This window comes from Chryseobacterium sp. LJ668 (assembly GCF_019613955.1).
Classification (GTDB): Bacteria; Bacteroidota; Bacteroidia; order Flavobacteriales; family Weeksellaceae; genus Chryseobacterium.
Window position 1 is genome coordinate 2,798,351 of sequence record NZ_CP080443.1, and the last position, 26,333, is coordinate 2,824,683.

Annotated in this window: 21 protein-coding genes and 1 pseudogene; 21 read left to right on the top strand and 1 reads right to left on the bottom strand. The window is 34.9% G+C overall.

All coding sequences use genetic code 11. The features are described 5' to 3' along the window. The gene (locus K0U91_RS13040; protein ID WP_220179962.1) at positions 1 to 2,406 is read right to left on the bottom strand and encodes a hypothetical protein; all 2,406 of its coding nucleotides are present in this window, start codon (positions 2,404 to 2,406) and stop codon (positions 1 to 3) included. 139 nt (positions 2,407 to 2,545) lie between these two features. On the opposite strand from K0U91_RS13040, the gene K0U91_RS13045 reads away from it, so the two are divergent. The 21 genes and pseudogenes from K0U91_RS13045 (at position 2,546) to K0U91_RS13140 (ending at position 26,329) form a co-directional block, all read left to right on the top strand. Then, entirely contained in the window at positions 2,546 to 2,809 is a 264-nt protein-coding gene (locus tag K0U91_RS13045; protein ID WP_219969298.1) for a helix-turn-helix domain-containing protein, read from the top strand. 266 nt (positions 2,810 to 3,075) lie between these two features. After that, complete coding sequence (locus K0U91_RS13050) at positions 3,076 to 3,717, top strand: DUF6266 family protein (protein WP_220179963.1); 642 nt, start codon at positions 3,076 to 3,078, stop codon at positions 3,715 to 3,717. A 345-nt stretch (positions 3,718 to 4,062) separates the two neighbouring features. Continuing rightward, a complete protein-coding gene (locus K0U91_RS13055) occupies positions 4,063 to 7,206 on the top strand; it encodes a type III restriction-modification system endonuclease (RefSeq protein ID WP_220179964.1) in 3,144 nt (1,047 codons plus the stop codon). 6 nt (positions 7,207 to 7,212) lie between these two features. Further along, the gene (locus tag K0U91_RS13060; RefSeq protein WP_220179965.1) at positions 7,213 to 9,150 is read left to right on the top strand and encodes a site-specific DNA-methyltransferase; all 1,938 of its coding nucleotides are present in this window, start codon (positions 7,213 to 7,215) and stop codon (positions 9,148 to 9,150) included. A gap of 26 nt (positions 9,151 to 9,176) precedes the next feature. After that, positions 9,177 to 10,091: a COG2958 family protein gene (locus K0U91_RS13065; RefSeq protein ID WP_220179966.1), complete on the top strand. Its 915-nt coding sequence runs from the start codon at positions 9,177 to 9,179 to the stop codon at positions 10,089 to 10,091. Positions 10,092 to 10,368: 277 nt separating this feature from the next. Continuing rightward, positions 10,369 to 11,925 (top strand): T9SS type A sorting domain-containing protein, encoded by a 1,557-nt coding sequence (locus K0U91_RS13070; RefSeq protein ID WP_220571808.1) that lies wholly within the window; start codon positions 10,369 to 10,371, stop codon positions 11,923 to 11,925. Positions 11,926 to 11,929: 4 nt separating this feature from the next. Further along, positions 11,930 to 14,707 (top strand): hypothetical protein, encoded by a 2,778-nt coding sequence (locus K0U91_RS13075; RefSeq protein ID WP_220179067.1) that lies wholly within the window; start codon positions 11,930 to 11,932, stop codon positions 14,705 to 14,707. A 10-nt stretch (positions 14,708 to 14,717) separates the two neighbouring features. Beyond that, positions 14,718 to 18,395, top strand: coding sequence for a DUF6443 domain-containing protein (locus K0U91_RS13080; protein WP_220179068.1), 3,678 nt, complete (start codon positions 14,718 to 14,720; stop codon positions 18,393 to 18,395). Positions 18,396 to 18,405: 10 nt separating this feature from the next. Beyond that, positions 18,406 to 18,771 carry a hypothetical protein gene (locus K0U91_RS13085; RefSeq protein ID WP_220179069.1) on the top strand — a complete coding sequence of 122 codons (366 nt, stop codon included), beginning with the start codon at positions 18,406 to 18,408 and terminating at the stop codon, positions 18,769 to 18,771. A 171-nt stretch (positions 18,772 to 18,942) separates the two neighbouring features. Further along, a complete protein-coding gene (locus tag K0U91_RS13090; protein ID WP_220179070.1) occupies positions 18,943 to 19,842 on the top strand; it encodes an RHS repeat domain-containing protein in 900 nt (299 codons plus the stop codon). 4 nt (positions 19,843 to 19,846) lie between these two features. Further along, positions 19,847 to 20,305, top strand: a complete 459-nt coding sequence (locus K0U91_RS13095) for a hypothetical protein (RefSeq protein ID WP_220179071.1) — start codon at positions 19,847 to 19,849, stop codon at positions 20,303 to 20,305. 113 nt (positions 20,306 to 20,418) lie between these two features. After that, a complete protein-coding gene (locus K0U91_RS13100; RefSeq protein ID WP_220179072.1) occupies positions 20,419 to 21,312 on the top strand; it encodes a hypothetical protein in 894 nt (297 codons plus the stop codon). A 23-nt stretch (positions 21,313 to 21,335) separates the two neighbouring features. Further along, a complete protein-coding gene (locus K0U91_RS13105) occupies positions 21,336 to 21,689 on the top strand; it encodes an enoyl-CoA hydratase (protein WP_220179073.1) in 354 nt (117 codons plus the stop codon). A 231-nt stretch (positions 21,690 to 21,920) separates the two neighbouring features. Beyond that, positions 21,921 to 22,328 (top strand): RHS repeat-associated core domain-containing protein, encoded by a 408-nt coding sequence (locus K0U91_RS13110; RefSeq protein ID WP_220179074.1) that lies wholly within the window; start codon positions 21,921 to 21,923, stop codon positions 22,326 to 22,328. Between the two features lie 53 nt (positions 22,329 to 22,381). After that, positions 22,382 to 22,819 (top strand): type III secretion system effector protein, encoded by a 438-nt coding sequence (locus K0U91_RS13115; RefSeq protein WP_220179075.1) that lies wholly within the window; start codon positions 22,382 to 22,384, stop codon positions 22,817 to 22,819. Between the two features lie 18 nt (positions 22,820 to 22,837). Next, positions 22,838 to 23,527 carry a hypothetical protein gene (locus tag K0U91_RS13120; RefSeq protein ID WP_220179076.1) on the top strand — a complete coding sequence of 230 codons (690 nt, stop codon included), beginning with the start codon at positions 22,838 to 22,840 and terminating at the stop codon, positions 23,525 to 23,527. A gap of 55 nt (positions 23,528 to 23,582) precedes the next feature. After that, positions 23,583 to 23,774 (top strand): annotated as a pseudogene (locus tag K0U91_RS16375) (RHS repeat-associated core domain-containing protein); the annotation flags it as partial. After that, positions 23,748 to 24,404, top strand: coding sequence for a hypothetical protein (locus tag K0U91_RS13125; protein ID WP_408912593.1), 657 nt, complete (start codon positions 23,748 to 23,750; stop codon positions 24,402 to 24,404). The pseudogene K0U91_RS16375 and the gene K0U91_RS13125, both read left to right, overlap by 27 nt. 3 nt (positions 24,405 to 24,407) lie before the next feature. Further along, a complete protein-coding gene (locus K0U91_RS13130; protein ID WP_220179078.1) occupies positions 24,408 to 24,824 on the top strand; it encodes a hypothetical protein in 417 nt (138 codons plus the stop codon). A 36-nt stretch (positions 24,825 to 24,860) separates the two neighbouring features. Continuing rightward, on the top strand, positions 24,861 to 25,898 hold the full coding sequence (locus K0U91_RS13135) for an RHS repeat-associated core domain-containing protein (protein WP_220179079.1): 1,038 nt from the start codon (positions 24,861 to 24,863) through the stop codon (positions 25,896 to 25,898). Continuing rightward, a complete protein-coding gene (locus K0U91_RS13140) occupies positions 25,895 to 26,329 on the top strand; it encodes a hypothetical protein (protein ID WP_220179080.1) in 435 nt (144 codons plus the stop codon). Before K0U91_RS13135 ends, K0U91_RS13140 begins: the two co-directional genes overlap by 4 nt. Positions 26,330 to 26,333 lie beyond the last annotated feature (4 nt).

A 26,333-nucleotide genomic window follows, 5' to 3' on the forward strand; every position in this document is an offset into this window, starting at 1 on the left:
TTATTTTAAAATATCATTGTAGTAGAATGGTGTGTCTGTTTCCTCATCAAATCCGATAATGATTACTTTAAAACTTTTTGCATGATCATTATTGTAAAACTCAATAGGTTGATTATCATTTGATTCTATAGTATATTTAGGATTCCAATATAATGTTTCTCTGTTATCGTTGTCCAATTTTTTAAATTTTGATTCATCATATAACAGATTAATAAATTTAGTTTCGATATCATAGCCTTTTAAAGTATATTTTTTAAGATAAGATACTTCTGAGTTATGTTTATGAGGCATGTTACCGCGCCTTGTGTAAACAGCTATTGCATTCTTAATAATTCCCATAGCTCCTGGAAAGACCTTAACCATTGCAATGCTTGAAACAGGTATTGCCTGGAGCTGTTCATATCTTGCAGGCATCTCATTCAAATAAAGGTTTATTGGATTTCCTCTTAGATTGGCATTAATTCCTATCCCGGTAGAATATACTTCCAAGCCAGCTACCCGTCCTTGTAGCCAAAGAAGAATACTAGGGGCGTTGTATGCATTTTCATTATCATTCACAAAATCAAAAACTTTTTCATCAATACTTTGAAATAGGGAACTCACAAGTTCTTTTTCAAGTTTTTTTGTTTTACTCTGCAAGACTCCTTTTATTTTCACCTCTTCAATCTCGGTGACCTTTTCGTCAAAAGCTGTCTGAAATTTTATATTATTTATTGCTTTAATGGCGACATCCGTTTTTTGATCTTCTGCAGTTTTTTGGACTAATTTATATTTTTTATCTGGAAGATTATTTTTGTAGGCAATAAAATTATTATTAGGCTGAAAATAAACATTAAAATTATTGTTAGAACTTTTTGTATCCTTTTCTATCTGATAAGAGACATTCATATTTCCCTCAAACTGTAATCCACTTAATGTAAAATTGCCTGAGCTATCCGTTTGTACCTGATAAAATTTTGAACCGACTTCAGAACTATCAAAAATTAAATTCAACGCCTTGTTTACCGCTGGACCATTATCTAGCATTACTTTAGCCTTGTAAGAAATATATGCATCAGATAGATTTGTTATTTTTGGATATCGATCTGAAATTAAATCTTTAAAATTAAAACGTTTCCATTTTTCAGATATCAATAAAGCATCAAGCGCCTGTGAATTCCGGTTTTTTGTAAAATATTGTGCCGGCTTAAAAATATTTGCTCCTAAATCTCCTGTAAGCCAAAGACTGCTGAAGATGCTATTTTCTTCTTCTGAACTTTTTGCATTATAATCCAATACCATAATACTGTAGTCAGTGTAATGTTCATTTTTAGGTATGGTAAATGAATTTTTAGCTCTTTTTTCAGTATTAAGATTTGATTTTAATTCGGGAATTTTAATATTCACTTGATCAGCCTGTACAAAACAGAGACGTTGTGCGGCTACATTCTCTTCTGAATCGAATACCGTAAGCTGTAGAACTCCATTGGTCAAATTTTCTACAGGAATAATGAAGGTTTTGTCAGAAAGTTTTTTAAATTCTGCCTTGTAAACCAATTGACTGTTTATCGTAGCCAGTACTTTATAAGGTTTATTATCAGAAATATTTTTAGAATGTATTGAGTATTTTACTTCATTGTTTGTGCTTTCAACCTGAAGGTTTAATCCGCTGGTGGCAACCGGGGGTAAATTAAGGAGTACTTTTTTTCCTGTAGTGTCTTCAACGGTAAGCCGGTAATTTTTTCCGGCTTTGGGATTTAGACTGAAAGATCCTACATTCTGATCAAAACCTGTAAACTTTACGATAGGTACATCAGGACTCTCAGCGTCACTCACAAAACCACTCCATTCTGAAGGTGTGATCCCTTTTGAATGTAATCTTACCGCAAATTTTGTTTTAATACCATCTATAAAAGTCCCGCTTTCAGGATATACCGTTGCTGACCATACTGCCTCAGTGTCAGTTTTTAACTTCTGTGGGGATTCAGGATTATATACAGTAATCGGCTGAAGATAATTGAAGTTTTCACTGAAATTTGTCATCCAAGTAGTGTAGGCCCTGATAAAATACGCATCTTCTTTTAAGTTTGTTGGAAGAAGAAAACTGCCATTTCCTTCTCCTTTTATAAGGGGAACCATCTTTTTGTCGATGAGCTTTTTGCTGATATCATAAAGTTCTACAAAAAGAGATGTAGAAATTGTAGAACGGTTGTACCCTTCAAAAACAAAACATTTAAACCAGAGGTTTTCTCCGGCTACATATTGGTCTTTGTTAAAAAGAAGATGAATTTTTTCCTGTGGATAATCCTGCTCAAATTTTTGAAGTGCTTTTTCTGCTTTATCCTGAGCACTGAAATACTGAATAAAGCTCAGAAGAACAATAATGAAATAAATTTTTCCAAACAACTGCTTATGGGTAAATTTCATGTGTTTTTTTGACAAAAATACATTTTTTCTTTTTACTGGCAGATACTATCTTGAGAAGATTTTACGTTAAAAATAAATGAAAAAATTAAGATCAGAAATATGATTTAAAAATAATTCTGATCCGTTAAAACATTATTTGATGAAAACAAAATTAAACCGGCAGGTAACGGAAGACCCGCTAATGGAGGCTGTTCTGGTGCTCCTTTCAGAAATTTTGGAAACGTTGAAGCAAACGCATAAGCACGATGCGCTGTATTATGACAGTGCAGATGTCAAGCGGCTGCTGAATATCAGCGACAGCACGCTGAGCCGTATCAGGAAATCACAGAGTATTCCTTGTGTCAGGATTGGCAAGAAGTTATTTTATCCTAAATCATTTTTCAATAAAGCCTTCAAAAAGTGAAGGCTTTTTTTTATGGGTGCAGGTGGTCATCAAGAAATCCGGTCATTTCTCCATATTTCTTCGCATCCGGTATGGTATCGGTTCGGAAAAAGATCCTGTTTTCCGAAAGAAACTGAAACAAAAGCCTTGCAAAACCCGAAAAACGTTCATAGTATACCCGTCAAAACCAGCCATTTTTTGTCAGAACCTATCATTATTTTCGCAGGTGGTCCGGTGACTGGTTTTCTGTTTTACCTTCGTATCATTAACCTCAAAAAACAAGTGATATGGCTAGAATTACAAAAGGGATCCTTGGCGGATTCTCAGGAAAAGTAGGAACCATCGTAGGCGCCAACTGGCGCGGGCAGGACATCATCAGGAGTACGCCCAAACCCAGTAGCAGGCCGCCGAGTGAAAAGCAGCTCTTACAGCAGAGCAAATTCAAGCTGGTGATCAGCTTTCTGCAACCGATCAACAGCATTCAGAAAAGATATTTCGGATCGGGGACCGGTTCAAAATCCAGGGTCAATATGGCGGTGTCATACACCATCAATGAGGCTGTGGAGGTAGTAGGGGATGTGCCGCAACTGATGTACAACAAAGTGCTGATTACCAGGGGCGATCTTGCAGGTTTTCAGAATGTATCGGCTACTCCGCAGGCGGCACAGGCTATCGTCCTGAACTGGGAAGACAATTCTGTACAGGGAAATGCCAATGCTGCCGATAAAGTGAATGCAGTCTGCTATTGCGAAGAGCTCGGCACCTTCGAGATCTTTGAATCACTGGGTGAGCGCAGTTTCCTGACCGCAGCAGTCACGCTGCAGTCCTATTATGCAGGAAAAACGGTTCAGGTCTGGGTCTACTTCAACAATACAACAGAGACCCTTGCCTGTAACAGTCCGTATCTCGGGACGTTTACGATTCTTTAATTTTTAATCTCCATCGTTAGCTGGAGATTTTTTTTGAATCGTAATGTAATGTTCTCCTGGATACAATTTATGATGGATTGGTTAAATTCTCATTGAGGTAAAGAAGCATTTATATAGGCCGCAACTGACCAAGCTGGAGTGATATGAAGCAAGAATATAAAATACATTGAGTATTGCTGTGATGAATGACGTTAAGCTTTTAGAGTTAATCAAGGATTTTCTTGACTAAAAAACAAAGTTTTATTATTCTAGTGAAATTTGTTTTAATATATAAATAACTAATTATGCTTTGTTTTCTAAAGATAGTATAGTTATTTTCGCATAAAAATAGAATTAAATTTATTAATGAAATTACAATTCAAAGAGCAGAATTTTCAGATTGATGCTATTAATGTTGTCATTAAATGTTTTGAAGGACAGACCTTGACAACTAATAGATTTACTTTGGAAAGAAGTAGAGATATATTGAGGAGAACCAAGCAAATTGTTTCAAATAATGCTTATCAAGCTTCAGCTTTTGAAAGTGTTGTTTTAGAAGATATTGGTTATAGAAATAGTGCTATTCAAATTACAGACTCTCAGATTCTTGAAAATATTATTGGTGTACAGCGTGAACATTACCTAATTGAAAATCAAAAAATTGATATTGTAAAAGGTACGAATATCGGCTACAATTTTACCATTGAAATGGAAACAGGTACGGGTAAAACCTATACTTACATCCGTACAATGTATGAATTGAATAAAAAATATGGTTGGAGCAAGTTTATTATTATTGTTCCCAATATTGCCATAAGAGAAGGCGTTTTCAAAACTTTTGAATTGACCCAAAACCATTTTCAGGAAATTTATGGACAAAAAATCAGTCCGTTTATCTATAATTCTTCACGCCCGCAGGATATTGAAACGTTTGCATCTGATGGTCGTATCAGTGTCATGGTTATCAACACGCAGGCTTTTGCCGCAAGAGGTGCTGATGCCAGACGTATCCATCAGGAGCTCGATCATTTTGGTTCAAGACGACCAATTGATATCATTTCACAAACAAAGCCCATTATCATTATTGACGAACCACAATCCGTAGGGAAAGAAGGTTCTGTTACTTTAAAAAGTATGGAGGATTTTCAGCCTCTGTTTACCTTGCGTTATTCTGCAACACATTTAGAAGAATACAACAAAATTTACCGGTTGGATGCGCTTGATGCGTACAATAAAAAATTGGTGAAGAAAATTCAGGTAAAAGGAATTAATCTGAAAGGTTCTACGGGAACTACTGGGTATTTATATCTGGAGTATATCAGTCTTAGTGCCAACAAAGCGCCTTTGGCGTATTTGGAATATGAGAAACGTTCTGGGAATGGTGTAAAGCGTGTTCGCGAAAAAATAGCTCAAGGAACGGATTTGTATGAAATATCAGGAAACTTACCAGCATACAAAAATTGTTTGGTGACTGAAGTCAATGGCTATCTGAATAAGATTGTGGTCAATGGTCAGGATATTTATCCCGGAGATATTATCAATGATAAAGACGAGTTGGCTTTCAGAAGAATTCAAATCAGGGAAACTATTCTTTCGCATCTGCAAAAGGAAAAATATCTTTTTGAAAAAGGCATTAAAGTCCTTTCTCTATTCTTCATCGATTCGGTTGAGAAATATCGAAAGTACGATGAAATGGGTGAAGAAGTTTTGGGCGAATATGCGCAAATATTTGAAGAAGAATATAAAAATGCCATCAACCAATTTGTTGATCTTTTCCATCAGGAATATACCGATTATGTGATTGAAACCGATGTCAATAAAACTTCAAAAGTGTATGCACCTGGTAATTATCTCGATTATTTGAAACGTGATGATGCCGACCGTGTGCACAACGGCTACTTTTCTATAGATAGAAAAGGGAAACCTGTTGACCCAACCATAAAGCGTGGCAGTGAAGATTCGGATGATGTTTCTGCTTACGATTTGATTATGAAAGATAAAGAACGTTTGTTGAGTTTTGAAGAACCCACGCGTTTTATCTTTTCACACTCGGCTTTGAAAGAAGGATGGGATAATCCCAATGTTTTCCAGATTTGTGCTTTGAAGAATGCGGACGGTGGAAGCCAAACCAAAAGACGGCAGGAAGTAGGACGTGGAATGCGTTTGTGTGTTGATAAAAATGGAGTTCGCCAGGATTTTGAACAAGTGGGTGAACAGGTGCACGACCTCAATGTGTTGACGGTGATTGCTTCTGAAAGCTACGAAGAGTTTGCAAAAGGATTGCAAACAGAAATTGCAAAATCGCTGAAAGACCGCCCAGTAAAAGCGGATATTAAATTCTTTTTTGGAAAAGTATTGACGAATGAAATGGGCGAAACTTTGCGCCTTACTGATGAAGATGCAAAAAAACTGAATAAGTTTCTTTATAAACACGATATTCTGGATGAAGATGATAAAATCACACCCGAAGGAAAAGAACGAATCAAGAAAAATGAAGTTCCTGTTCCGGAACATTTGACAGCTTATGCTTCTGCAATAAGCCAATTGCTGCAAACGGTTTATGATGGAGAAGGTATTAAGCCGGATGACGACCGGGACACTGTACCTTTAACCGTTAATAAAAACTTTGCTAAAAAAGAGTTTCAGGAGCTTTGGAAAAAGATTAGTCTGAAAACGGTATATGAAGTGAAATTTGATACGGATAGACTGATTGAGGATAGCGCAATACGAATGGATGCAGATCTGCATATTTCTGAACGAAAATATGAAATTAAAACCGGAGAAATGCGTGAGGTTTCCAAAGAGGACCTGAAAGAGGGAACGGCTTTCAATGTAACCAGAACGGAACCTAAAAAACTGTCTTCTGACCTTTACACTGAAGTAACTTATGACATTGTTGGCGAAATAGAAGCATTGACCAATTTAAAACGAAGCACGATTGTGGAGATTTTAAAGAAAATCAATCCGAATACTTTTGCATTATTGCGAAAAAATCCTGAAGAATTTATTGCCAAATGTGCGAAGCTTATCAATGAAACCAAGGCTTCACTCATTATCAATAATATTGCTTATCATAAAACCGAAGAATCATTTGATGCGAAAACCGTTTTTACCAATGGAAAAAATGTATTGCGTACCGAAGAAATCCTTAAAAAACATATTTATGATTTCCTGGAAACCGATTCTAAAATAGAACGAGAATTTACCAAGAATCTGGAACAGGCTACAGAAGTAGTGGTGTATGCCAAATTGCCAAAAGGATTTTACATTGCTACCCCGGTTGCCAATTACAGCCCCGACTGGGCAATCGTTTTGGACAATGAAAAAGTGAAGCACATTTATTTTGTAGCCGAAACCAAAGGTTCTGAAAATACGATGGATCACAGAGGAATTGAACAATTAAAAATACACTGTGCAAAAGAACACTTCAAAACTATTAGTAATGGAGAAGTGAAATTTGATGTCATTACGACTTATGACAAATTAAGAGATATTGCGCAACTAAAATAAACCAAGATGAAAGATAAATTAGACCTACAATCTACCGATATAACCAGCCTTAATATAGAAAAAATTGCTGCCCTTTTTCCGAGCTGTGTTACCGAAACGGCAGAAGGTAAAAAGATTGATTTTGATTTGCTGAAACAGGAGCTTTCTACCGAAATTGTAAAAGGTAACAAAGAACGCTACCGACTGGAATGGCCGGGTAAACGTGAATCTATTGTCAATGCCAACTTGCCTACTACCAATACCTTGCGACCAATAAGGGAAGATTCTGTTGACTTTGATACTACCGAAAACATCTATATAGAAGGTGATAATCTGGAAGTGCTAAAACTGTTGCAGGAAAGCTACCTGAGCAAGATTAAAATGATCTACATAGACCCACCTTACAACACTGGGAAAGATTTTGTATATAAAGACAATTTTGCCAAAACAGGCGACGAAGAACTAATAGAAAGCGGACAAAAAGACAAGTACAACCAACGCTTGGTAGCCAACCCGGAAACTAGTGGGCGCTACCATTCTGACTGGCTTTCTATGATGTATCCAAGATTAAAACTAGCAAGAAATCTTTTGACCGAAGATGGTGTTATTTTTATTTCTATTGATGATAATGAGGTTCATAATTTAAGAAAAATTTGTGATGAGATTTTTGGCGAAGGAAATTTTGTTGGAAACATTATATGGGAAACAGCAACAGATAATAATCCCTCTCAGATTGCAGTAGAACACGAGTATGTAATTTGTTATTCAAAAAACAAATTAAATTTAGGCATTTGGCAAGTACAATCTGAAAAAGCGCAGATAATACTAGAAAAATACGAACAATTTAAAAAGAATAATTTATCTGTAAAGGAAATTCAACTTAATCTTAGAGCTTGGATAAATTCAAATAAAAAGTCAAATGCTGTTGATTTATCAGGTGTTTCTCATTATAATTATGTTGATCATAAAGGTGTTTTTTACCCAGGAAATCCTGCCAATACAAAAAAAGGAGGTTATGATTTGGATATTGTTCATCCTATAACTAGAAAAATATGTGTTAAGCCGGAAAATGGTTTTAGATGGCCTCTAACAACTTTTAGAAAGGCAGACAATGAGGGTGACGTGTTGTGGGGAGATGATGAAAACACAATACCAAAAATCAAAAAACGCATAGAATCAGCAACAGAACTATTCAAATCTTACTTTTATCAAGATAACAGAATAACAACAAATATGCTCAAAGAGTTATTTGATAATAAAAAAATATTTGAAAATCCAAAATCCTTAAATCTTTTAAAAAAATCAATTTCTTTCGCTTCAGATAAAAAAGCAATAATTCTTGATTTTTATTCAGGTTCAGCTACAACAGCTCACGCGGTAATGCAACTTAATGCAGAAGATATAGGTAACCGTAAATACATAATGGTGCAACTACCCGAAATCACAGATGAAAAAAGCGAAGCGTATAAAGCAGGCTACTTAAACATCTGTGAAATAGGCAAAGAAAGAATCCGCCGTGCTGCCAACAAAATAAAAGAAGAAACAAAAGCAAATATTGATTATGGTTTCCGTGTGTACCGTTTAGATTCTTCCAATATGCAGGATGTGTATTACAAACCGCAAGATTATAATCAAGGTACGCTAGACCTTTTTGCAGACAACGTAAAAGAAGGCCGTACCGCAGAAGATTTGCTCACTCAGGTAATGCTCGATTGGGGATTGCCACTTTCGTTGCCTATAGAACGCAAAACCATTTCGGGCAAGGAAGTCTATGCCGTAGCCGGAGATTCTCTGTACTGCTGTTTTGATGACGGCATCGATGAAGCTTTCGCCAAAGAAATCGCACAGGAAAAACCATTGCGTATTGTTTTTAGAGATAAAGGTTTTAAAGATGATACGGCAAAGGAAAATGTGAAGCAATTGTTGAAGCAGTTGAGTGGTCGGACGGAGATGAGGGTAATATAAACATTAAAAAAACTAATACACCGTAAATGACTTTTTTAGAATTATCAGAATTAATAATAAAAGAAGAAAATAGACCTTTGACCGCCAACGAAATTTGGAATATGGCTGCAGAAAAGGGATATGATAATCAGCTTAATACTCAAGGAAAAACACCTTGGGCTACTTTGGGCGCGTTACTTTATGTGAATGCAAAAGATAATCCCAAGTCAATATTTTTAAAAACAGATTCAAGACCAAAAAGGTTTTATCTGAAAAATATGGCTGGTAAAGTTGACTTTTATGAAAATACAATTCCGGAAGAACCAATTATAAAAAATAAGAAATTTGATTTTTTAGAAAAGGATCTTCATAAGCACTTGACATTTCATGCATATTATTATATGCAATGTTATACTAAAACTATAAATCACAGTGTGTCAAGCAAAAAAGAGTTTGGTGAGTGGGTGCATCCCGATATGGTAGGATGTTATTACAGAACTCAGGATTGGAAAAAAGAAGTCGGAGATTTTAGCAATGCTATTGGTGTAAAATCCATTGTTTTGTATTCTTTTGAAATTAAAAGAGAATTGACTTTTGCGAATTTAAGAGAAAGCTTTTTTCAATGCGTTTCCAATTCTTCCTGGGCTAATGAATCATATCTTGTTGCTGCAAGGATTTCTGAAGATGAAGATTTTATGAAAGAGCTTGAACGACTTTGTTTATCTTTTGGAATAGGAGTTATCGAATTAGATCTCGAGGATCCTCATTCTTCTGATGTAATAATTCCTGCAAAACATAAAAAGGATTTAGATTTTGAGACAATAAATAAGTTAGCAATGAATAGTGATTTTAGGGAATTTCTTGAAACAGTAAAAATTGACTACAAAAATGGAAAAATTCACGATAAAGAGTATGATAAAGTATTTGAACTTGAAGAATTGATAACTAATAAAACAAATTAATGAGATGAAAAAAATGTTCACTTTACTTGATGCTGAAATAAAATACTGTTCTATTCAATAATTTAAAACACTTTTTGTTCTTAAAATATTACTTCCATGTTGTCTCATAAACAGCATGGAAATTCATATTATAACACGCCACGTTCTGTCGCATTACCCATTTAGCTTTGCATTAAATAATTACATCGTATTACATTTAGTTAAAACTATTGTAGTATATATTAAAAAAAAGATAAATTCGCAAAAAATTAATAACAAACCATAAAAATACATAATGATGAAAAAACTCTACACGGGTGCATTTTTGATATGCACTGCTGCTGTATGGTGCGCTCAGGAAGTAGTATGGCAGAAAGACATCAAATCTTCCACGCAGGATTTTCTTTCACAGGTTACTACAACCATCGATCAACAGTATCTTATCACAGGAAGTTCCATTCAGGCAAAAAAACTCACTTCAGAAAACAAACAAAACAACGGCTACGACTTTCATTTGGTGAAGCTCAACCAGCAGGGTGAAGAAGTCTGGGAAAAATATTTCTCGGGTCAGAACCATGATTTTCTTTCGGCAACGGTTGCCACGCAGGAAGGCGGATTTCTTTTAGCAGGGACATCCTATTCAGGCAAAAGCTCAGACAAAAAAGATGATGCTAAAGGCGGATCTGATATCTGGCTGATCCGGATTAATGAATTTGGAGATGAGCTGTGGCAGAAAACACTGGGTTCGGCTCAGGATGAAGAGGCGAAAGCAGTCATTCAGACCACAGATTTCGGATTTTTCGTGGCCGGAAATGTGCAAAATGCACCGAAAGGTTACGGATCAAAAGATGTGCTGATCTCAAGACTGGATAAAAACGGAAAAGAACTGTCACAGATTATTTTAGGCGGAAAAGGTCTGGATGAAGTGGAAAAGATGATTCCAACCATTGACGGCGGAGCTTTGCTGGGAATTTATTCTCGAAGCAATACCGGCGGATCAAAGAAAACGGAAAACTTCGGTGAAGGCGATTACTGGATCATCAAGCTCAACAAAGACGGAAAAGTAGAATGGGAGAAGAATTTCGGAGGAAAAGGAGATGACCATCTGAGAACTTTAGCGATGACTTCTACAGGATATATTGTTGGCGGTGAATCAAGATCCGAAAGATCAGGAAACAAAACAGCAGGCATTGAAGAAGGAACCGATATCTGGCTGATTTCATTAAATGAAAAAGGGGATGAACAATGGCAGAAATCCTACAATTTCAAGAACCGGGATATTCTGATGGGGATGAATGTGATTCAGAGGAAAGATGAAAGAGCAAAGAATAAAGATTTAACTCAGGGTATTTTACTTGGTGGTTACACTCAGGCAGAAGGAAGAATTGAAACTGATGATGAAACTTTCTGGATGCTGTACCTGAACCAGGATGGAAATGAGCAGTGGAGAAAGCATGTAAAAGGAGAATCGAGAAAAAGAGAAGAAAGGTTATCGGATATCAAACTCAACAGAGACGGTTCGATTATTCTGGCAGGAACGAGCGCCGAAGAACTAGGAAAGGAGAACTGGAAGATCGTAAAGCTGGGAGACAAACAGCTGGATCAGCTGATTGAAAAGCAGGACATCAAGATTTATCCGAATCCTGTTTCTGATTACTGTTATGTAGAAATCGGCTTTGACTTTAAGGAAGCAGACATTACCATTTACGACATGGGCGGAAGACAGCTGCAGAGCCTGAAAACTAAGAATAAAGTGACCAAGATTAATACGCAGAATCTGATTCAGGGGGCGTATCTGGTGACGATAAAAACGGATACGAATGAGACTGCGAATGCTAAACTGATTAAAAAATAAAAACATGATGAAAAAAATAATTACATTATTATTTGTTATTTGTCTGGCAAATAATTACTGGGCACAGACAGGAATAATCACAGGTCCTACTTATTCAAGTCCTGCGGCAGCTTCAGTTCCGACATTGATCAAAAGCCCTATATCTGTTGCAAGTGGTATTCCTGATGTAAGTTTTTCTTTATTCTCTTTGGCTACCCATAGCAAAAACATAACTGTAGATTCAGGGATCATCTATCACCCTAATAACACATATCAAGATAATGGTGCTACTGAAGTAGGCTTAGGCTGGGGAATTACAAATACACATTGTGTAATTTACAATGAGTCTGAAGCAGGTGCAAAAACAAATATTTACTATTTTACATTTTTAGGAAGAAATGGAAAATTTAAAATTAATAAAGATGCAAATAACAATTGGTTTGTAAGTTTGTTAACACAAAATAAACTAATTATAGATCTCACTACAGACTCTGCAAACGAAATTACTAAATATACAATCACAGATGAATTGGGGTATAAATTCATATTTGACATACAGGACAAAGTTCGTCTTTCCGGGATAATCACCACAGGTGGATATTTCCTTTCAAGTATAAAAGACCCCAAAAATAGTGAGCTTCTAAAATATGAATATATAGAAGACAATTACAACACATCACCACCGGGCAATCCTATCCAGATAATGGCTAAAAATTTAAAGCTGAGCAAAATAATTTCACATGATTTTGGCTCGATTAATTTTGAATACATCTTTAATGCAGCGCAAAGAAATAGCTATAACGATCCTTTTACATTAACTTATGCCATACTGAAAAACACAGCCGGAAAAGAAATACAGAAATTTGGTTTTCAATATCTTGATTTAGGCTATGACTATCCCATCCCTTACCGGGAAGGATTTGATGTGATCTGCCAAACCCAACATATTAGTAAAAGAGCTCTTCATAAACTATTAAAGTATAGTAATTCGGGAAGCTATGAGATCACAGAGTTTGGTTATGGTAATTATTTTTTGGATAATGCATGGACAGAGGGTATATACCAGTTAGGGTGTCTGAAAAATGAATATCTGAATCCTAAGCATTTTGCACCGGGAATCTTGATTTCTACAAAATTACCTACAGGATCAGAAATTAGATATGAGTATGAGCCCAATCAGTATTTTGTCAACAAAAACACATCTGAGTATCTGACCTATTTTGGTGCTCCTGAAGATCTCAACGATCGTGATGCCCAGTATTATGAATATGTAACTACCGTTAATTTTGATAGTCAGTTTTTAAATACTTTTAACTTAAGTCCAAATCCTGACAATCAAAGCGGGTCAAGTTATCTTGCATATTGGTATACAGTGAATGAATATTATAATGATGACCTTACAAATACAACCAACACAACACCTACAAGTAATCAGTATGTAAAGCTTAAAATACCAGGTACAGAAACGTATTCGGATAATCGTGTAAAATGCAATGCGGGATTTAACAATATTGAAATTTTGGGTACCGGTGGTAAAGGTACGCTTACTATTATGCGAATAAGATATAAAACGGTACCAATGCGTAATTTTTCTACCGGTCAGGGTGTCCGTGTAAAAACAATTGATTATTATGATAACGGAACTTTGGTACCTGCTCTTTCACGCAAATATTTTTACGATAAGTTTGACAGTCCTATTACCAGTGGGATATTGAACAATTTTGACAACAATAACTCTGTAGTATATAAAAACGTAAAAGAAGTGATAGGAAATGGTATTGGATATACAAAACATTATTTCCTGACTGTTGGAGATTTTATTGAGAATTTAAAAGAGGACGGATCCCTGAAAAGTTACGGTTTAAAATACACCAATATATTATCTAAAGGATTACCACTAAAAAAAGAAGTTTACGACAACAATAATATGATTGTTGCATCTGAGGAAAATGGGTATGATTTTCAGGAAATACCTCGTTTTTTTGACAATAAACCTGCAATCATAAAAAAGCAGGTGACTACGTCAAAAAATATATCTTCATCGGGAACGCTTACCCAAATCAGCGAATCTGTAAGAGATGTAAAAGACTATAATATAACATATAATAAAACTATTGCTCCGGACGGAACGATCATAGAAGAATCCTTTACATATCCTTGGAATCAAATCCTTACAGCTCCACGGTTGTATGAAGCCGGCATCAGAGATATTCCGCTGTCCAGAGAAGTAAAAAGGAACGGATCGGTTATTGCAAAAACAGAGACAAAATTTGATGACATTTCTCATTTCTATCCCACTTCAGAGATCAGCTTCTTGCCAGATAATCTTTCTCAATCTGTGAAAAACGTATCGTATGATCTATATGATGATAAAGGTAATCTGGTACAGTTTTCTACTTTTCCGGATGTAAACTCGGGAGGAGTTCCAACAACCATCATTTATGGATACAACAAAACTCTTCCGATTGCAAAAATAGAAGGTGCCAAACTTTCAGACATTCCTACATCGTTGATTACAGCTATTGTGAACGCATCCAACGAAGATGGTAACGCAACAACCGCACAGGAAGAAGCTAAAGAACAGTTATTAATCAATGCATTGAATTCATTTAAAAATGATGCTGCGCTTCAGAATTTCATGATTACCTGTTTTACCTACAATCCTTTGGTAGGAGTTACCACAACGATTCCGCCTAACGGAATGATGGAACTCTACAAATATGATACTTTCAACAGGCTGCTGAAGACTGTAGATGTTAACGGAAATACGGTAAAAGAACATAAATACAACTACAAACACTAAGAATCAAATCATGAAAAAAATAATCATCACACTTTTGTTGTTTGTAGCTCATTGTATTTGGGCGCAGTCATTGACAACAAGTGAAAATTATGTTTACACCAAAGTATACCTATCTGAAGACGGCAGCAAAAAATCTGAAACTGTACAGTATTTTGATGGTTTGGGTAGAGCTAAACAGATTGTCCAGGTAAAGGCCACTCCTCTGGGACAGGACCTTGCCGTACCTGTAACTTACGATCAATTTGGCAGACAGACCAGAACATTTCTTCCGATTCCTGTTGCGACAGGAAATTCAGCGATCCATACGATTGATGAAAACTCTGTCAACAGCTATTATGGCGTTGCCAATTCATACTCCGAGCAAAAACTGGAAACATCACCTTTGGGAAGAGTACTTGAAGTTGCCAATCCCGGAGCGGAATGGGCAATGAGTTCCGGGCATACCACCAAAATGCAATATCTTACCAATACAGAAGCTGATAAGGTAAAAAGATTCAATACCACTTCCGCATGGAATAACGGTATATTAACGACTTCTATAAGTAATGTTTCTTTTTATGATGCTAACCAACTGTCTAAAAATAAAGTAACTGACGAAGACGGAAAGATCACAGTAGATTTTAAAAACTCTGAAGGTAAGACGGTGCTTCTAAGAAAAGAAAGTGCATCGGGAAAGCTTGATACTTATTATGTCTACAATAATTACGGCCAGCTTGCCTTTGTGATCTCACCGAAAGGAAATGAGAAGATCACTGCCAATGGTAATGCTGTAACACCGCGAATCTTAGACGATCTCTGCTATCAGTACGTCTATGACAACCGATTCAGGCAGGTAGAGAAAAAGCTTCCCGGTAAAGGCTGGGAATATATGGTCTATGATCAGCAAAACCGCCTCGTAGCCTCACAGGACGCCAATATGAAAAACAATGCGACTCATCCCAACAGGTGGAATTTCACCAGATATGATCAGTTCGGGAGGGTGTTATATACCGGAGTTTTTACGGGCGGAACCAGAGCAGAGGAGCAGAGCAATGCCAATGCTAAAGGACTCAACAACGAAACACGCAGTACTACTTCCTTTACGCTCAACGGTCAGCAAATATTTTATACCAGTACTGCTTATCCTTCTGTAAGTTTTGTACCGTATTCCGTCAACTATTATGATACGTATCCGGGAACGAATGCTAACAATACGGTTGTAGCGCCTTTTAGTATTCTTCTGCAAGTTACTCTTACAGGCTCATACAGCATGACACAGAACGGAGTGACCAGTATCAGAAGCTTGAAATCTATGCCTACAGCATCTATGGTAAAGAATCTGGATGACGACGCATGGTCTTCTACTCATATTTGGTATGACAGATCTGGGCGATCAATCGGAAGCCAGGGTAAGAATTATTTAGGCGGGTACACAAAAACGGAAAAGCAACTTGATTTTTCCGGTGCCGTACTGTTTGCCAATACCTATCATAAAAAAACAAATTCAGATACGGAAGTCGTGATTAATGAAAGGTTTGTTTATGACAACAATTTCAGGCTCAGACAGCATTATCACAAAGTAAACAGCAATGCAGAAGAGCTTCTTTCAGACTACACCTACAATGAGCTGGGTCAGGTGACCAATAAAAAAGTAGGAAATAACCTGCAAAGTATAGATTATACCTATAACATCCGTGGTGCGATGATCAAGGTGAATGATCCTTCAAATCTTGCCGGTAAGTTATTTGGATATGAGCTGAAATTTGCTTCTACCTCCGACGCATCTGTAGCTCCGGCAAACTACAACGGAAACATTACCGAAATGATCTGGAAACATGCAGGAGATGACGTGCTGAAGAAGTACAGCTACCAATACGACTCGTACAACAGATTGACAGCAGCATTGTATCAGGAGCCCAATGCCAGTCTTCCGCAAAACGGACTGTATAACGAAACCATGCATTATGACAGCAACGGAAACATCACCGACCTCAAAAGAAACCAAAAAGGGTATGATGGTTTTGTAGAGGAAATCGATGATCTAGTGTATGCTTACAATACCGGTAACAGGCTGACTTCTGTGGTAGATTATAAAAACAATTACAGCGGGTATCCCGATACATCAGGACATACCATTACGTATGATGATAACGGGAACATGACCAATCACGTAGACAAGGGGATTCTTGAAATAAAATACAATGACCTAAATTTACCTTCTTATATTAAGTTTAACAATTTTGTGGTAAGAGCCGGCGGAAATGTTTACCAGAACCTGAGCTATTCTTACCGTGCAGATGGGGTAAAGATCAAAAAAGTTCATCATTATTTCTCAGGAAGAAAACAAATTGATGCTTTTGCAACGACTGACTATATTGATGGCTTTCAGTACAGTGATGACCAATCCGGTTTTATGGTGCCATCTGCATTAAAGTTTTTTGCTACTTCAGAAGGGTATTTTGATTTCGAAAACAATCGTTATATTTACCATTACAATGATCATTTAGGTAACGTAAGAGTAAGTTTTGCAAGAGAAGGTAACGAGGCAATCATTGTAGGGCAAAACGATTATTACGCATTTGGCTTAAAGCATAACGGTCCTGTCTATAATCCTACAGGATTGAACTATAAGTATCAATACAATGGTAAGGAAATGCAGGATGAAATCGGAATGTATGATTATGGAGCAAGATTCTATATGCCCGATTTGGGAAGATGGGGAGTTGTAGATCCTTTAGCGGAAATGAATACCAGATTTTCACCGTATCATTATGCTGCGAACAACCCGATGAGATTTACTGATCCTGATGGCAGAAACGCAATGGATACCATGATGCAGCTTGGCGGAACGTGGCAAAATGTAGGATATGGTTACTTTAATGCTGAACTCGGTAAATACATTGATTACGAAGGTAACGAAATGAATGCTGCTCAAGTGTTGGAGTCAAGAGCCATTATTAATGGTGGTGGCGGTGCTGGTTCTGGCGGTGGTTCCAGCAGCGGAAATGGATTTTGGCAATCTATTGGCAATCTCTTAGATAATATTTTTGGAAGAAGTAGTAAGGGAGCAGGTATTAAAACTTTTGCTGCAGGAGCAACTGTGACGAGAATACCTCCTGTACAGGTGGGACCTCTAATTTCTGAAGGTGTCGTTGCAGAAGCAGCGGCAAGTATGGAAGCTATAATTGCAACAATTGCATCTACAGGAGCCATGACACTTGGAGCAGTTTTAATGCCTACGATGATTGCAGAACCTGAATTTGACTGGACGAGAGGTTTAACAAGAGATATTCCGATTACAACAACAGACAAACCAGATTCTGAAAAATTGTATTTTTATAGAAATATGAGGAGTGTGAATGGTATGCCTATGGTTGGAGAAGGTTTAGATAAATTAGGTTTAAGAGATAGAGATGTTAATAATCTTTCTAGTTCTACCATGATAACACCACTTTTTTCAAATGGACTTTCTGTCACTGTAGGATATGGTAATGTAATACCGTCTGATATTCCTGATTTTAGCAGAGGTAAAGGAACACTTTTTAGAGTATCAGCAAATTCATTATTAACTTTTGGTTTAGTAGGATTACCTGTTTTAAATCCTTCAATTCCAAACTATGGACAGATTCGTCCTGCGATACCTATGAATATAGGAGCATTTAGAACATTTATTCAAAGTACTGCCCCTGCTTGGCAACCTGTAAGATAATTTAATATATATGGAAAAAAGAGATATTATTATAAGAAAAATTTTAGAAAAATTATATATTGAATTTAATCCGGAAAATCTTTCTAAGCTAACTTTAGATCAATATAGAGATTTTTTCTTTTCAATATTTGAATATATTAATTTGTATAAAAATAAATACGATTTGACAGAAAAGGATTTTATTGAATTTAGCAAGAGTATTCATCATAAATATAATTATGATGAATACGAAGATAATTGTTGGGAAAGAGTAGCTTTTTTTATGGATGAATTGATATTTCGTTTTTCTACACCTCCTCCGTATTTTTTTCATTCTAATTTTGAAGATTTTAAAAATAAATTGAAAAGAGATTTTACACAAGGTAATGGTTTGTGAAAGTGGGGGTAATGTATCAGAAGTGTTTGTTTGTTGTATTGATCAAAGTTTAATGTGGAGTTGCTATCTTTTTTAGGACAAAATTGAGCTAATGTTGAAAAATTAGGGTATTGAAATTTCAATATCCTAATTTTATAAAAATAAATACAACGGTAAAGAGTTTCAAGAGGAATGTATGATTACGGCGCAAGATTCTATATGCCTGATTTGGGAAGATGGGGCGTTGTAGATCCTTTAGCGGAACTAAACACAAGACACTCACCTTATCATTATGCATTAAACAACCCGATGAGATTCATCGATCCCGATGGCAGAAATGCGATGGATACCATGATGCAGCTTGGGGGAACGTGGCAGAATGTAGGATATGGATATTTTAATGCTGAATTAGGAAAATATATCGATTACGAAGGAAATGAGATGAATGCGGCTCAGGTTCTGGAAACGAGAAGTATTATAAATGGCGGTGGCGGAGCTGGTAGCGGTTCATTTATAGAAAAATTTTTCGGAAATAGTGGATCTGCTGTTGGTTTATTGAGTTTAATCAACCAATTGAAAACTACTGAAGTAGATAAAGAAACCAGAAAACTATTTAGGACTCTTGTTAGAGCTAAAGATTATCAAGGTGCATTTGATTTAGTAAATTCTAAATATAATTTAGACGAAAACATTAAAGGCGAATACATTATGTTTTACCAAAATGCTGACGAATTTTCTGGTTTAACTGAAGGCAGTGCATATGGACTTCAAACCGTAACCATTTCTACGAAAATTTTCAACAATTCAGCTGAAGCATTTATTAGGGTTGTTCACCATGAGTTTATCCATGTACATCAACGGGCTGTATTAGGTTTTGCTGGTAGTTTGAATATTTATGAAGTTAGAGAATTTCTCGCATATCATGATACTATATTTAATAAAAATATTCCTAATGCTTCATTTACAGAGATGGAAGGATATTGGAAGAAAGCACAAACGTTTTATGACTATATGAAAAAGAATCCAAATCTTATTAACGAATATCAATCACAATATAATGATTTTATGAAAACTTATTTTTTTAATAAATAATATTATGTACAAATTTATTTTTCTATTTCTATTAAATTTTCTATCTGCTCAGCAAGCATGCAGACTTTCTTTTTCAAATAATTGTCTTTCAGAAAAAGGCAGTATAACTTTTTCTATTAAAAATATGGGCGAAAAAAAAATAAAAATCCCTGTAGAGTTCAATAAATATTGGGCAAGACCAACAGATATACAAGTGTATGATGAAGGAGAAAAAGATTTCCTTGACACTAATTATAGCTTTGATGGCGCAACATGTTTAGATGTTAAGAAATGTTTAGGAAAAACTCTTTCTTTAAAAAAAGAAGGAATAAAAAAATATGATATTCAAATTATTCCTGGGAGAATAACAAAAGCCTTTAAGGAAAAGAAAAAATATAGATTTAAATTATCATTTGATACTTATCTATTCAGTGGTTGTAATGATTTTGTTACAGATTGGCTTTATTATGACAATAATAATTAATATGATTACGGAGCAAGTTTCTACATGCCTGATTTGGGACGATGGGGAGTCGTTGACCCGTTAGGGGAAATGAATACAGATTCTCACCGTATCATTACGCTGCGAACAACCCGATGAGATTTACTGATCCTGATGGCAGAAATGCGATGGATACCATGATGCAGCTTGGGGGAACGTGGCAGAATGTAGGATATGGATATTTTAATGCTGAATTAGGAAAATATATCGATTACGAAGGAAATGAGATGAATGCTGCTCAGGTTTTGGAGTCAAGAGCCATTATTAACGGCGGCGGCGGTGCTGGTTCTGGAGGAAATAGCGGTCCTTCAGTTTGGCAATCAATCGGAAACTTCTTCAGCAATCTTTTTGGAGGAAATAAAGGGGCAGGCATTACAACTTTTGCAGCAGGTGCTACCATAACAAGGATACCTCCCGTGCAAGTAGGACCTCTAATTTCCGAGGGGGTAGTTGCTGAAATAGCTGCAAGTATGGAAGCTACAGTTGCAACAATATTTTCGACTGCGGGGATGACAGCTGCAGCAATTTTTTACCCTGCAATGATTAAAGAACCGGAATTTAATTGGACAAGAGATTTACCTAAGAGTATACCTATAACGACAACTGGTGATAATCCACAACAAACAATAACTTTATATAGAGGTATATCATCAAAAGCAAAAGGTTCAATGTATTTTGAAGCAATGCAGGGAATTGCAATACCAAATGGCTTTAGACAGGTTGCTGCTACATGGGGACCTCATAGTGACATGGAATTACATGCTGGAGGAGATAATCTTAGCATTTGGACTAGTTGGACAAGTAATATAAATACTGCAAGAGATTTTGCTACAGGTACAGCACTTTATAAAAACGGGGTTCCGGGAATTATTATGTCTAAAACATTTAGGACAGGACAAGCCACTCCAAACCCTTTCAATCCGGCAGAATCAGAGTGGTTAGTGCCAGGAATTACATATGGTGCTAAAGTTAAATATGTTTCACCATGATCAAAATAAAAAAGTAATCTATTATGTTAACATCAGAAAATATTTTTAAATTAATCAAAAAAGAAAGAAATTCTTTAGGCAATATTGAAGAATATAAAATTAAAATAAGTGATAGTAATAATTTTGAAAGGGAAAACTTAATAGGAGTGTATAAGATTAGACAGTATACCGCTACAAGGGAGGGTAACAATAAATTATCAAAACAAATTAACACTCTAATATTAGGTTTGGAAAATTATTCTAAAGAACAGCTAAGATTTGTAAGTATATTAGGTCAAAAATACTATGGAACATTTTATTTAAGTGAAGATTGGGATAAAGTTATTGGATATTTAGAAAGTGAAGTTGACGAGGAAGGAAATATTATAAATGAATAATGGTAATGTATCAGAAGTGTTGGTTTCCTTTGTTAATAGATGTTTAAGAATAGACACCTTATAAAAATCAATTAAAAAGAGTAACCATTTAGTGGAGTTGCTATCTTTTTTAGGACAAAAAGTTTATACTTCTAAATTGAAGTAATGTTGAAAAATTAGGGTATTGAAATTTCAATATCCTAATTTTATAAAAATAAAAAAAACGGTAAGAAGCTACAGCAGGAAATCGGAATGTATGATTACGGCGCAAGATTCTATATGCCGGATTTAGGTAGATGGGGTGTGGTAGACAATTATAGTGAGAATTACTTTCCTATTTCTCCTTATAGTTATGTGGCAAATAACCCCTCTAAATTTATTGATATAAATGGAGAATGGATTTATATCAATGACCAAAATGGGACACAATATAGATATCACAATGGTGCTACACAGAATCAAGTAGACGGAAAATGGACGAATATAGATGCAAATACGCAATTATCTGATTATGTTACTCAGACTGTAGCAGGATTAAACTATTTAGACAAAAATACTTCAATAGGAAATGAAATGATTGGATATTTTGACCAGGCACAAGGTAAAGATGGAAAAGTAAGAGATATTTATTTTAATTATACTAATGGTGGTTCACAATAAAATATGGCATAAGCAATATAATTGAATTAAATACATCATCAACCAAAGGGGTTTTGACTACTTCGGGTAATGATGCTAAATATTCTCCTTTATATACAACAATAGCACACGAAATGGGGCATATTTACGAAAACTATGCTTTAGGAGTAAACTCTCAATCCGATACAAGATTTGGACCTAATAGTACCACAGCGGAAATATATGGTACACACGTAGAAAATATTGTAAGAGCTGAATCAGGCCTTCCTTTAAGAACACATTATGGAAAAATTATAGATGGTGCTGGTAATGTATTTCCTTCAAAAGCAAGCAGGTTAATAGATAATGCGGGAAGTAGTATTTATTATAATTCAAATGGAGGTCAAATATCTCCTACTCCTAGTGTTCAAAGTGTCCTTAATGTAAATAGTACGATATTGCAAAATAGGTATAATTATAATGGTGCAGCAGCAGTATTTCATATGCAAAAATTTAAAAGTCGAGGTAAGTAATAATTTAAAAATTATTTTATGAAAAAAATTATTTTATTGTTGAGTGTTATTTTATTTTATTCCTGTCTTTCTCAAGAAAAGAAGTCCCTTAAAGAAATGAATGATTATTTACTGAATAATAATTATGTTTCTTTTGGTGATTTGGATTCTATTGAGCTTAAAGGTATGAAAACCGCACTCTCAAAATATAGATTATTAGGTGTGAAATCTTGCAATATAAATCCTGATAAGAAATATTCCCATATATACATAGAAGATGGTTTTCACGATGAAGAAGGATTTTATAACGGAATTATTGTGGTAAATAATACAGAGGTTTGCGAGATAACAGACAGCCATTACAAATTAAAGGCTGACAGCCTTTCATATATGAAAATCAAAGATGGTAATTTTGTATTATATTCTAAGAAAGTTTCTATGCAAGACTTTAAGAAGAAATATCTTAATGAGTATTTTAGGTATGAACTGGTAGTTCAAAATAAAGCAAGCGATTTAAAAAAATGTTTAGCAATAGATGAGTATACCCCAAAACCATCTACTTATGTCCAAAACTATTATTTTGCAGACAAAAAAGTAAATAATTATGGTATTGTAAGAATAAAATATGAAGAAATCAAAGACGGTATAGAAGGGATTCCACATCTTAAAGAAGATAAAAAGATAGAATTTATAGACTGTATAGGAAGATTAAATATTGTAACCGAGTAAGATAAGAGAATAGACTCAATTCCGTTAATGAAAATAATCCTACTTCGGTACTGCTAATTTTAAGAATTATAAGTACAACGGTAAGGAGTTGCAGGAAACAGGAATGTATGATTACGGCGCAAGATTTTATATGCCCGATATTGGTAGATGGTCACAAATAGATCCTTTAAGCGAAAAATACAGAAGGCATTCTACTTATAATTACGCAGTAAATAATCCCATGAGATATATTGACCCTGATGGAAGATTTATTATTGATCCAAACGCAACTAAAGAACAACGTGCTATAATACAAAGGGCAATAAATATGGCTAAAATGTTACTACAAGACAAAAAAGTACTTCAAGCTATGATGTCTAAAGGACATTTAAGCCGCTCTCAAATAATGAATGATTTTACCGATGGTAAAGGACCTGTGTTAACCTTAAGTAAGGATTTGTTTGGAAGAGCATTCGGACAATATACGCCCAACGGCAAGGGATCTGGAAAATTTGAAATAAATGCAGTTACAACTGATAATGCATCAGAATTCTCCGAAGATTCACAATTAAATGTAATATTTCTACTCGCTTCTACAATAATGCATGAAGATGTACATAGAGGAAATGACGCTGCTGGATTCAATGAACATGAAGAAGGTGTGGAACAAGGTGAAGCCTTTGAAGAACAAGCTTTTGGAGAAAGTGTACAATATTCCAATTCAGAGGAAATTAGAACCCGCTTCAATAGTCATTTTAAAAAGGTTGTTAATTCAAAAATTTTCGATGCAAATTTTAAGGCAAAAAACGAATGGAAGAAATATGAAGAAAAAAAAGTAAATGACAAGATAGATATAAAAAAACGTAAGGAAGAAAATATATTAAAAAGCAAAAAATAACTTATGAAAACTATTTTTTTATTTTTATTACTAATCAGCTGCAATCCAGAAAAAAAAGAAGTCGTTCAGGAAGATTATTCAAAATTAATTGAAATAGCATTGAACATTTGTCCAGAAGTTGAAAAGTATTATCATTTTGAAATTGAGGAAAGGAGAACAATAAATTTATTATCAGGTAAAAATAGTCCTTTAATAGGAACTATAATGTGCTTCGATTATAAAGTTAATTATGGGAAAAAATATCAGAACAATAATAGTACATGGATAGAAATTAGGAATTACAAAAAAATTAGTGCAAATGAGTTTTATTTATTATATAAAATTGAAAATGAAGGTGTGTTTGTAGAAACAACGATAAAAAATTCAGATGGTAAATGGAGAACAGATGATTGTAAAATAAGTGAAACGAAATCTAAATAGAAGGATCTCTAAAATTTATAAGACTATAAATTCAGTATGGATTGCTACAAAAGTCGAGATATTAATGTAAGAGAATGCACCGATATGGGAGATGGAAATGTAGTGTGTATTGACATTTGGAAACCCGGAGAAATTGTAGAAGTAAATAACTATTATCCTTTTGGATTGATGCATAATTATACAGCAACTACAACGAATGCTTATCAGTATAAGTACAACGGTAAAGAACTTCAGGAGACCGGAATGTATGATTACGGCGCAAGGTTTTATATGCCGGATATTGGAAGATGGGGAGTCGTAGATGCTTATGCAGAAAAGTACACAAACAATGGTGAATATAATTATGCCATAAATAATCCTATACGATATATTGATCCCGATGGAAATTATATTCGAATTTATTTCGGTTTGAACAATCAATATAGTGATGACTATACTTATAAAAAAGGTAGAGATTATGACAAATTAAATATGCCAGATTATTTGAAAGATACTTATAAAGTTTTAGATGTACTTTATGAAGCATCCAATATAAATGTCGATGGCAAAGAAGTTAACCTAATCCAAAACATAATTAATGACAAAAGAGAATTGTCAGTGTTTGATGATCATAATGATAATACTTTAACCAAGTTTAAAAGTGGAGTAACAAAAGACCAAAAATATGAGCCATCTACCCATATCGGATCAGTTATCTTTAAATCTAATGTTGGAGTACTTTTCGACGATAAAAATGATTTAAATTATGAAGATTTGAAAGCAAAATATGAAAAGAATGATTTAAAAGGTTTAAAAGTTGCCACTCCACTTCATGCTTTAGGTCATGAAATTGGACACGCTTACGGTTACGCCACTAATGCTAGTAAACATGCCGTAAGACAGAATGATCTTAGCACTCAATATTGTTCACCATATTTTAGGAATGCTGAAGAAAAAAGAGTAAATGGAATTTCCCAACAGATTGATATGAATCTAAAGAAGATTTATCCCAATATTGTAATTAGAAAAAATCATAGTGGATTTCCTGTCATTACAACAGGACCTACGTCAAATACAATAAACGCTAAACCATGAAAACAATATTGTTTTTTTTCTCCGTCATTTTATTATCTACAATTTCTTTTGAAAAAGAAAAAATAATTCCTGCCAAATATAAAAATGAGACTAAAGTAATTAAATTTATGTACTCAGAAGAGTATCTTATGGATTATGGTGAGAAAATGTTTTGGGATAATACACAAGAACACGCTATTATGTTTCAAGACCGATTTGAAATTAAAAATTTAGTGCAAAAGTTACCACAATCTAATTCGAAATTATTTAAAAATCATAACTATTGCTTTATTATACCTAACTCGAAAGTTAATGATACGGTTTATGCCGATTTTAGTTTGAAAGCTTGGATAATAAAAAAAGATGGCAAAAGTATATATTATTACGATAAAGAGGGAAATTTAGCACGCGACTTAAGAGCTAATTATTCTTTTTTTAGAGAATGTTGGTAACCAA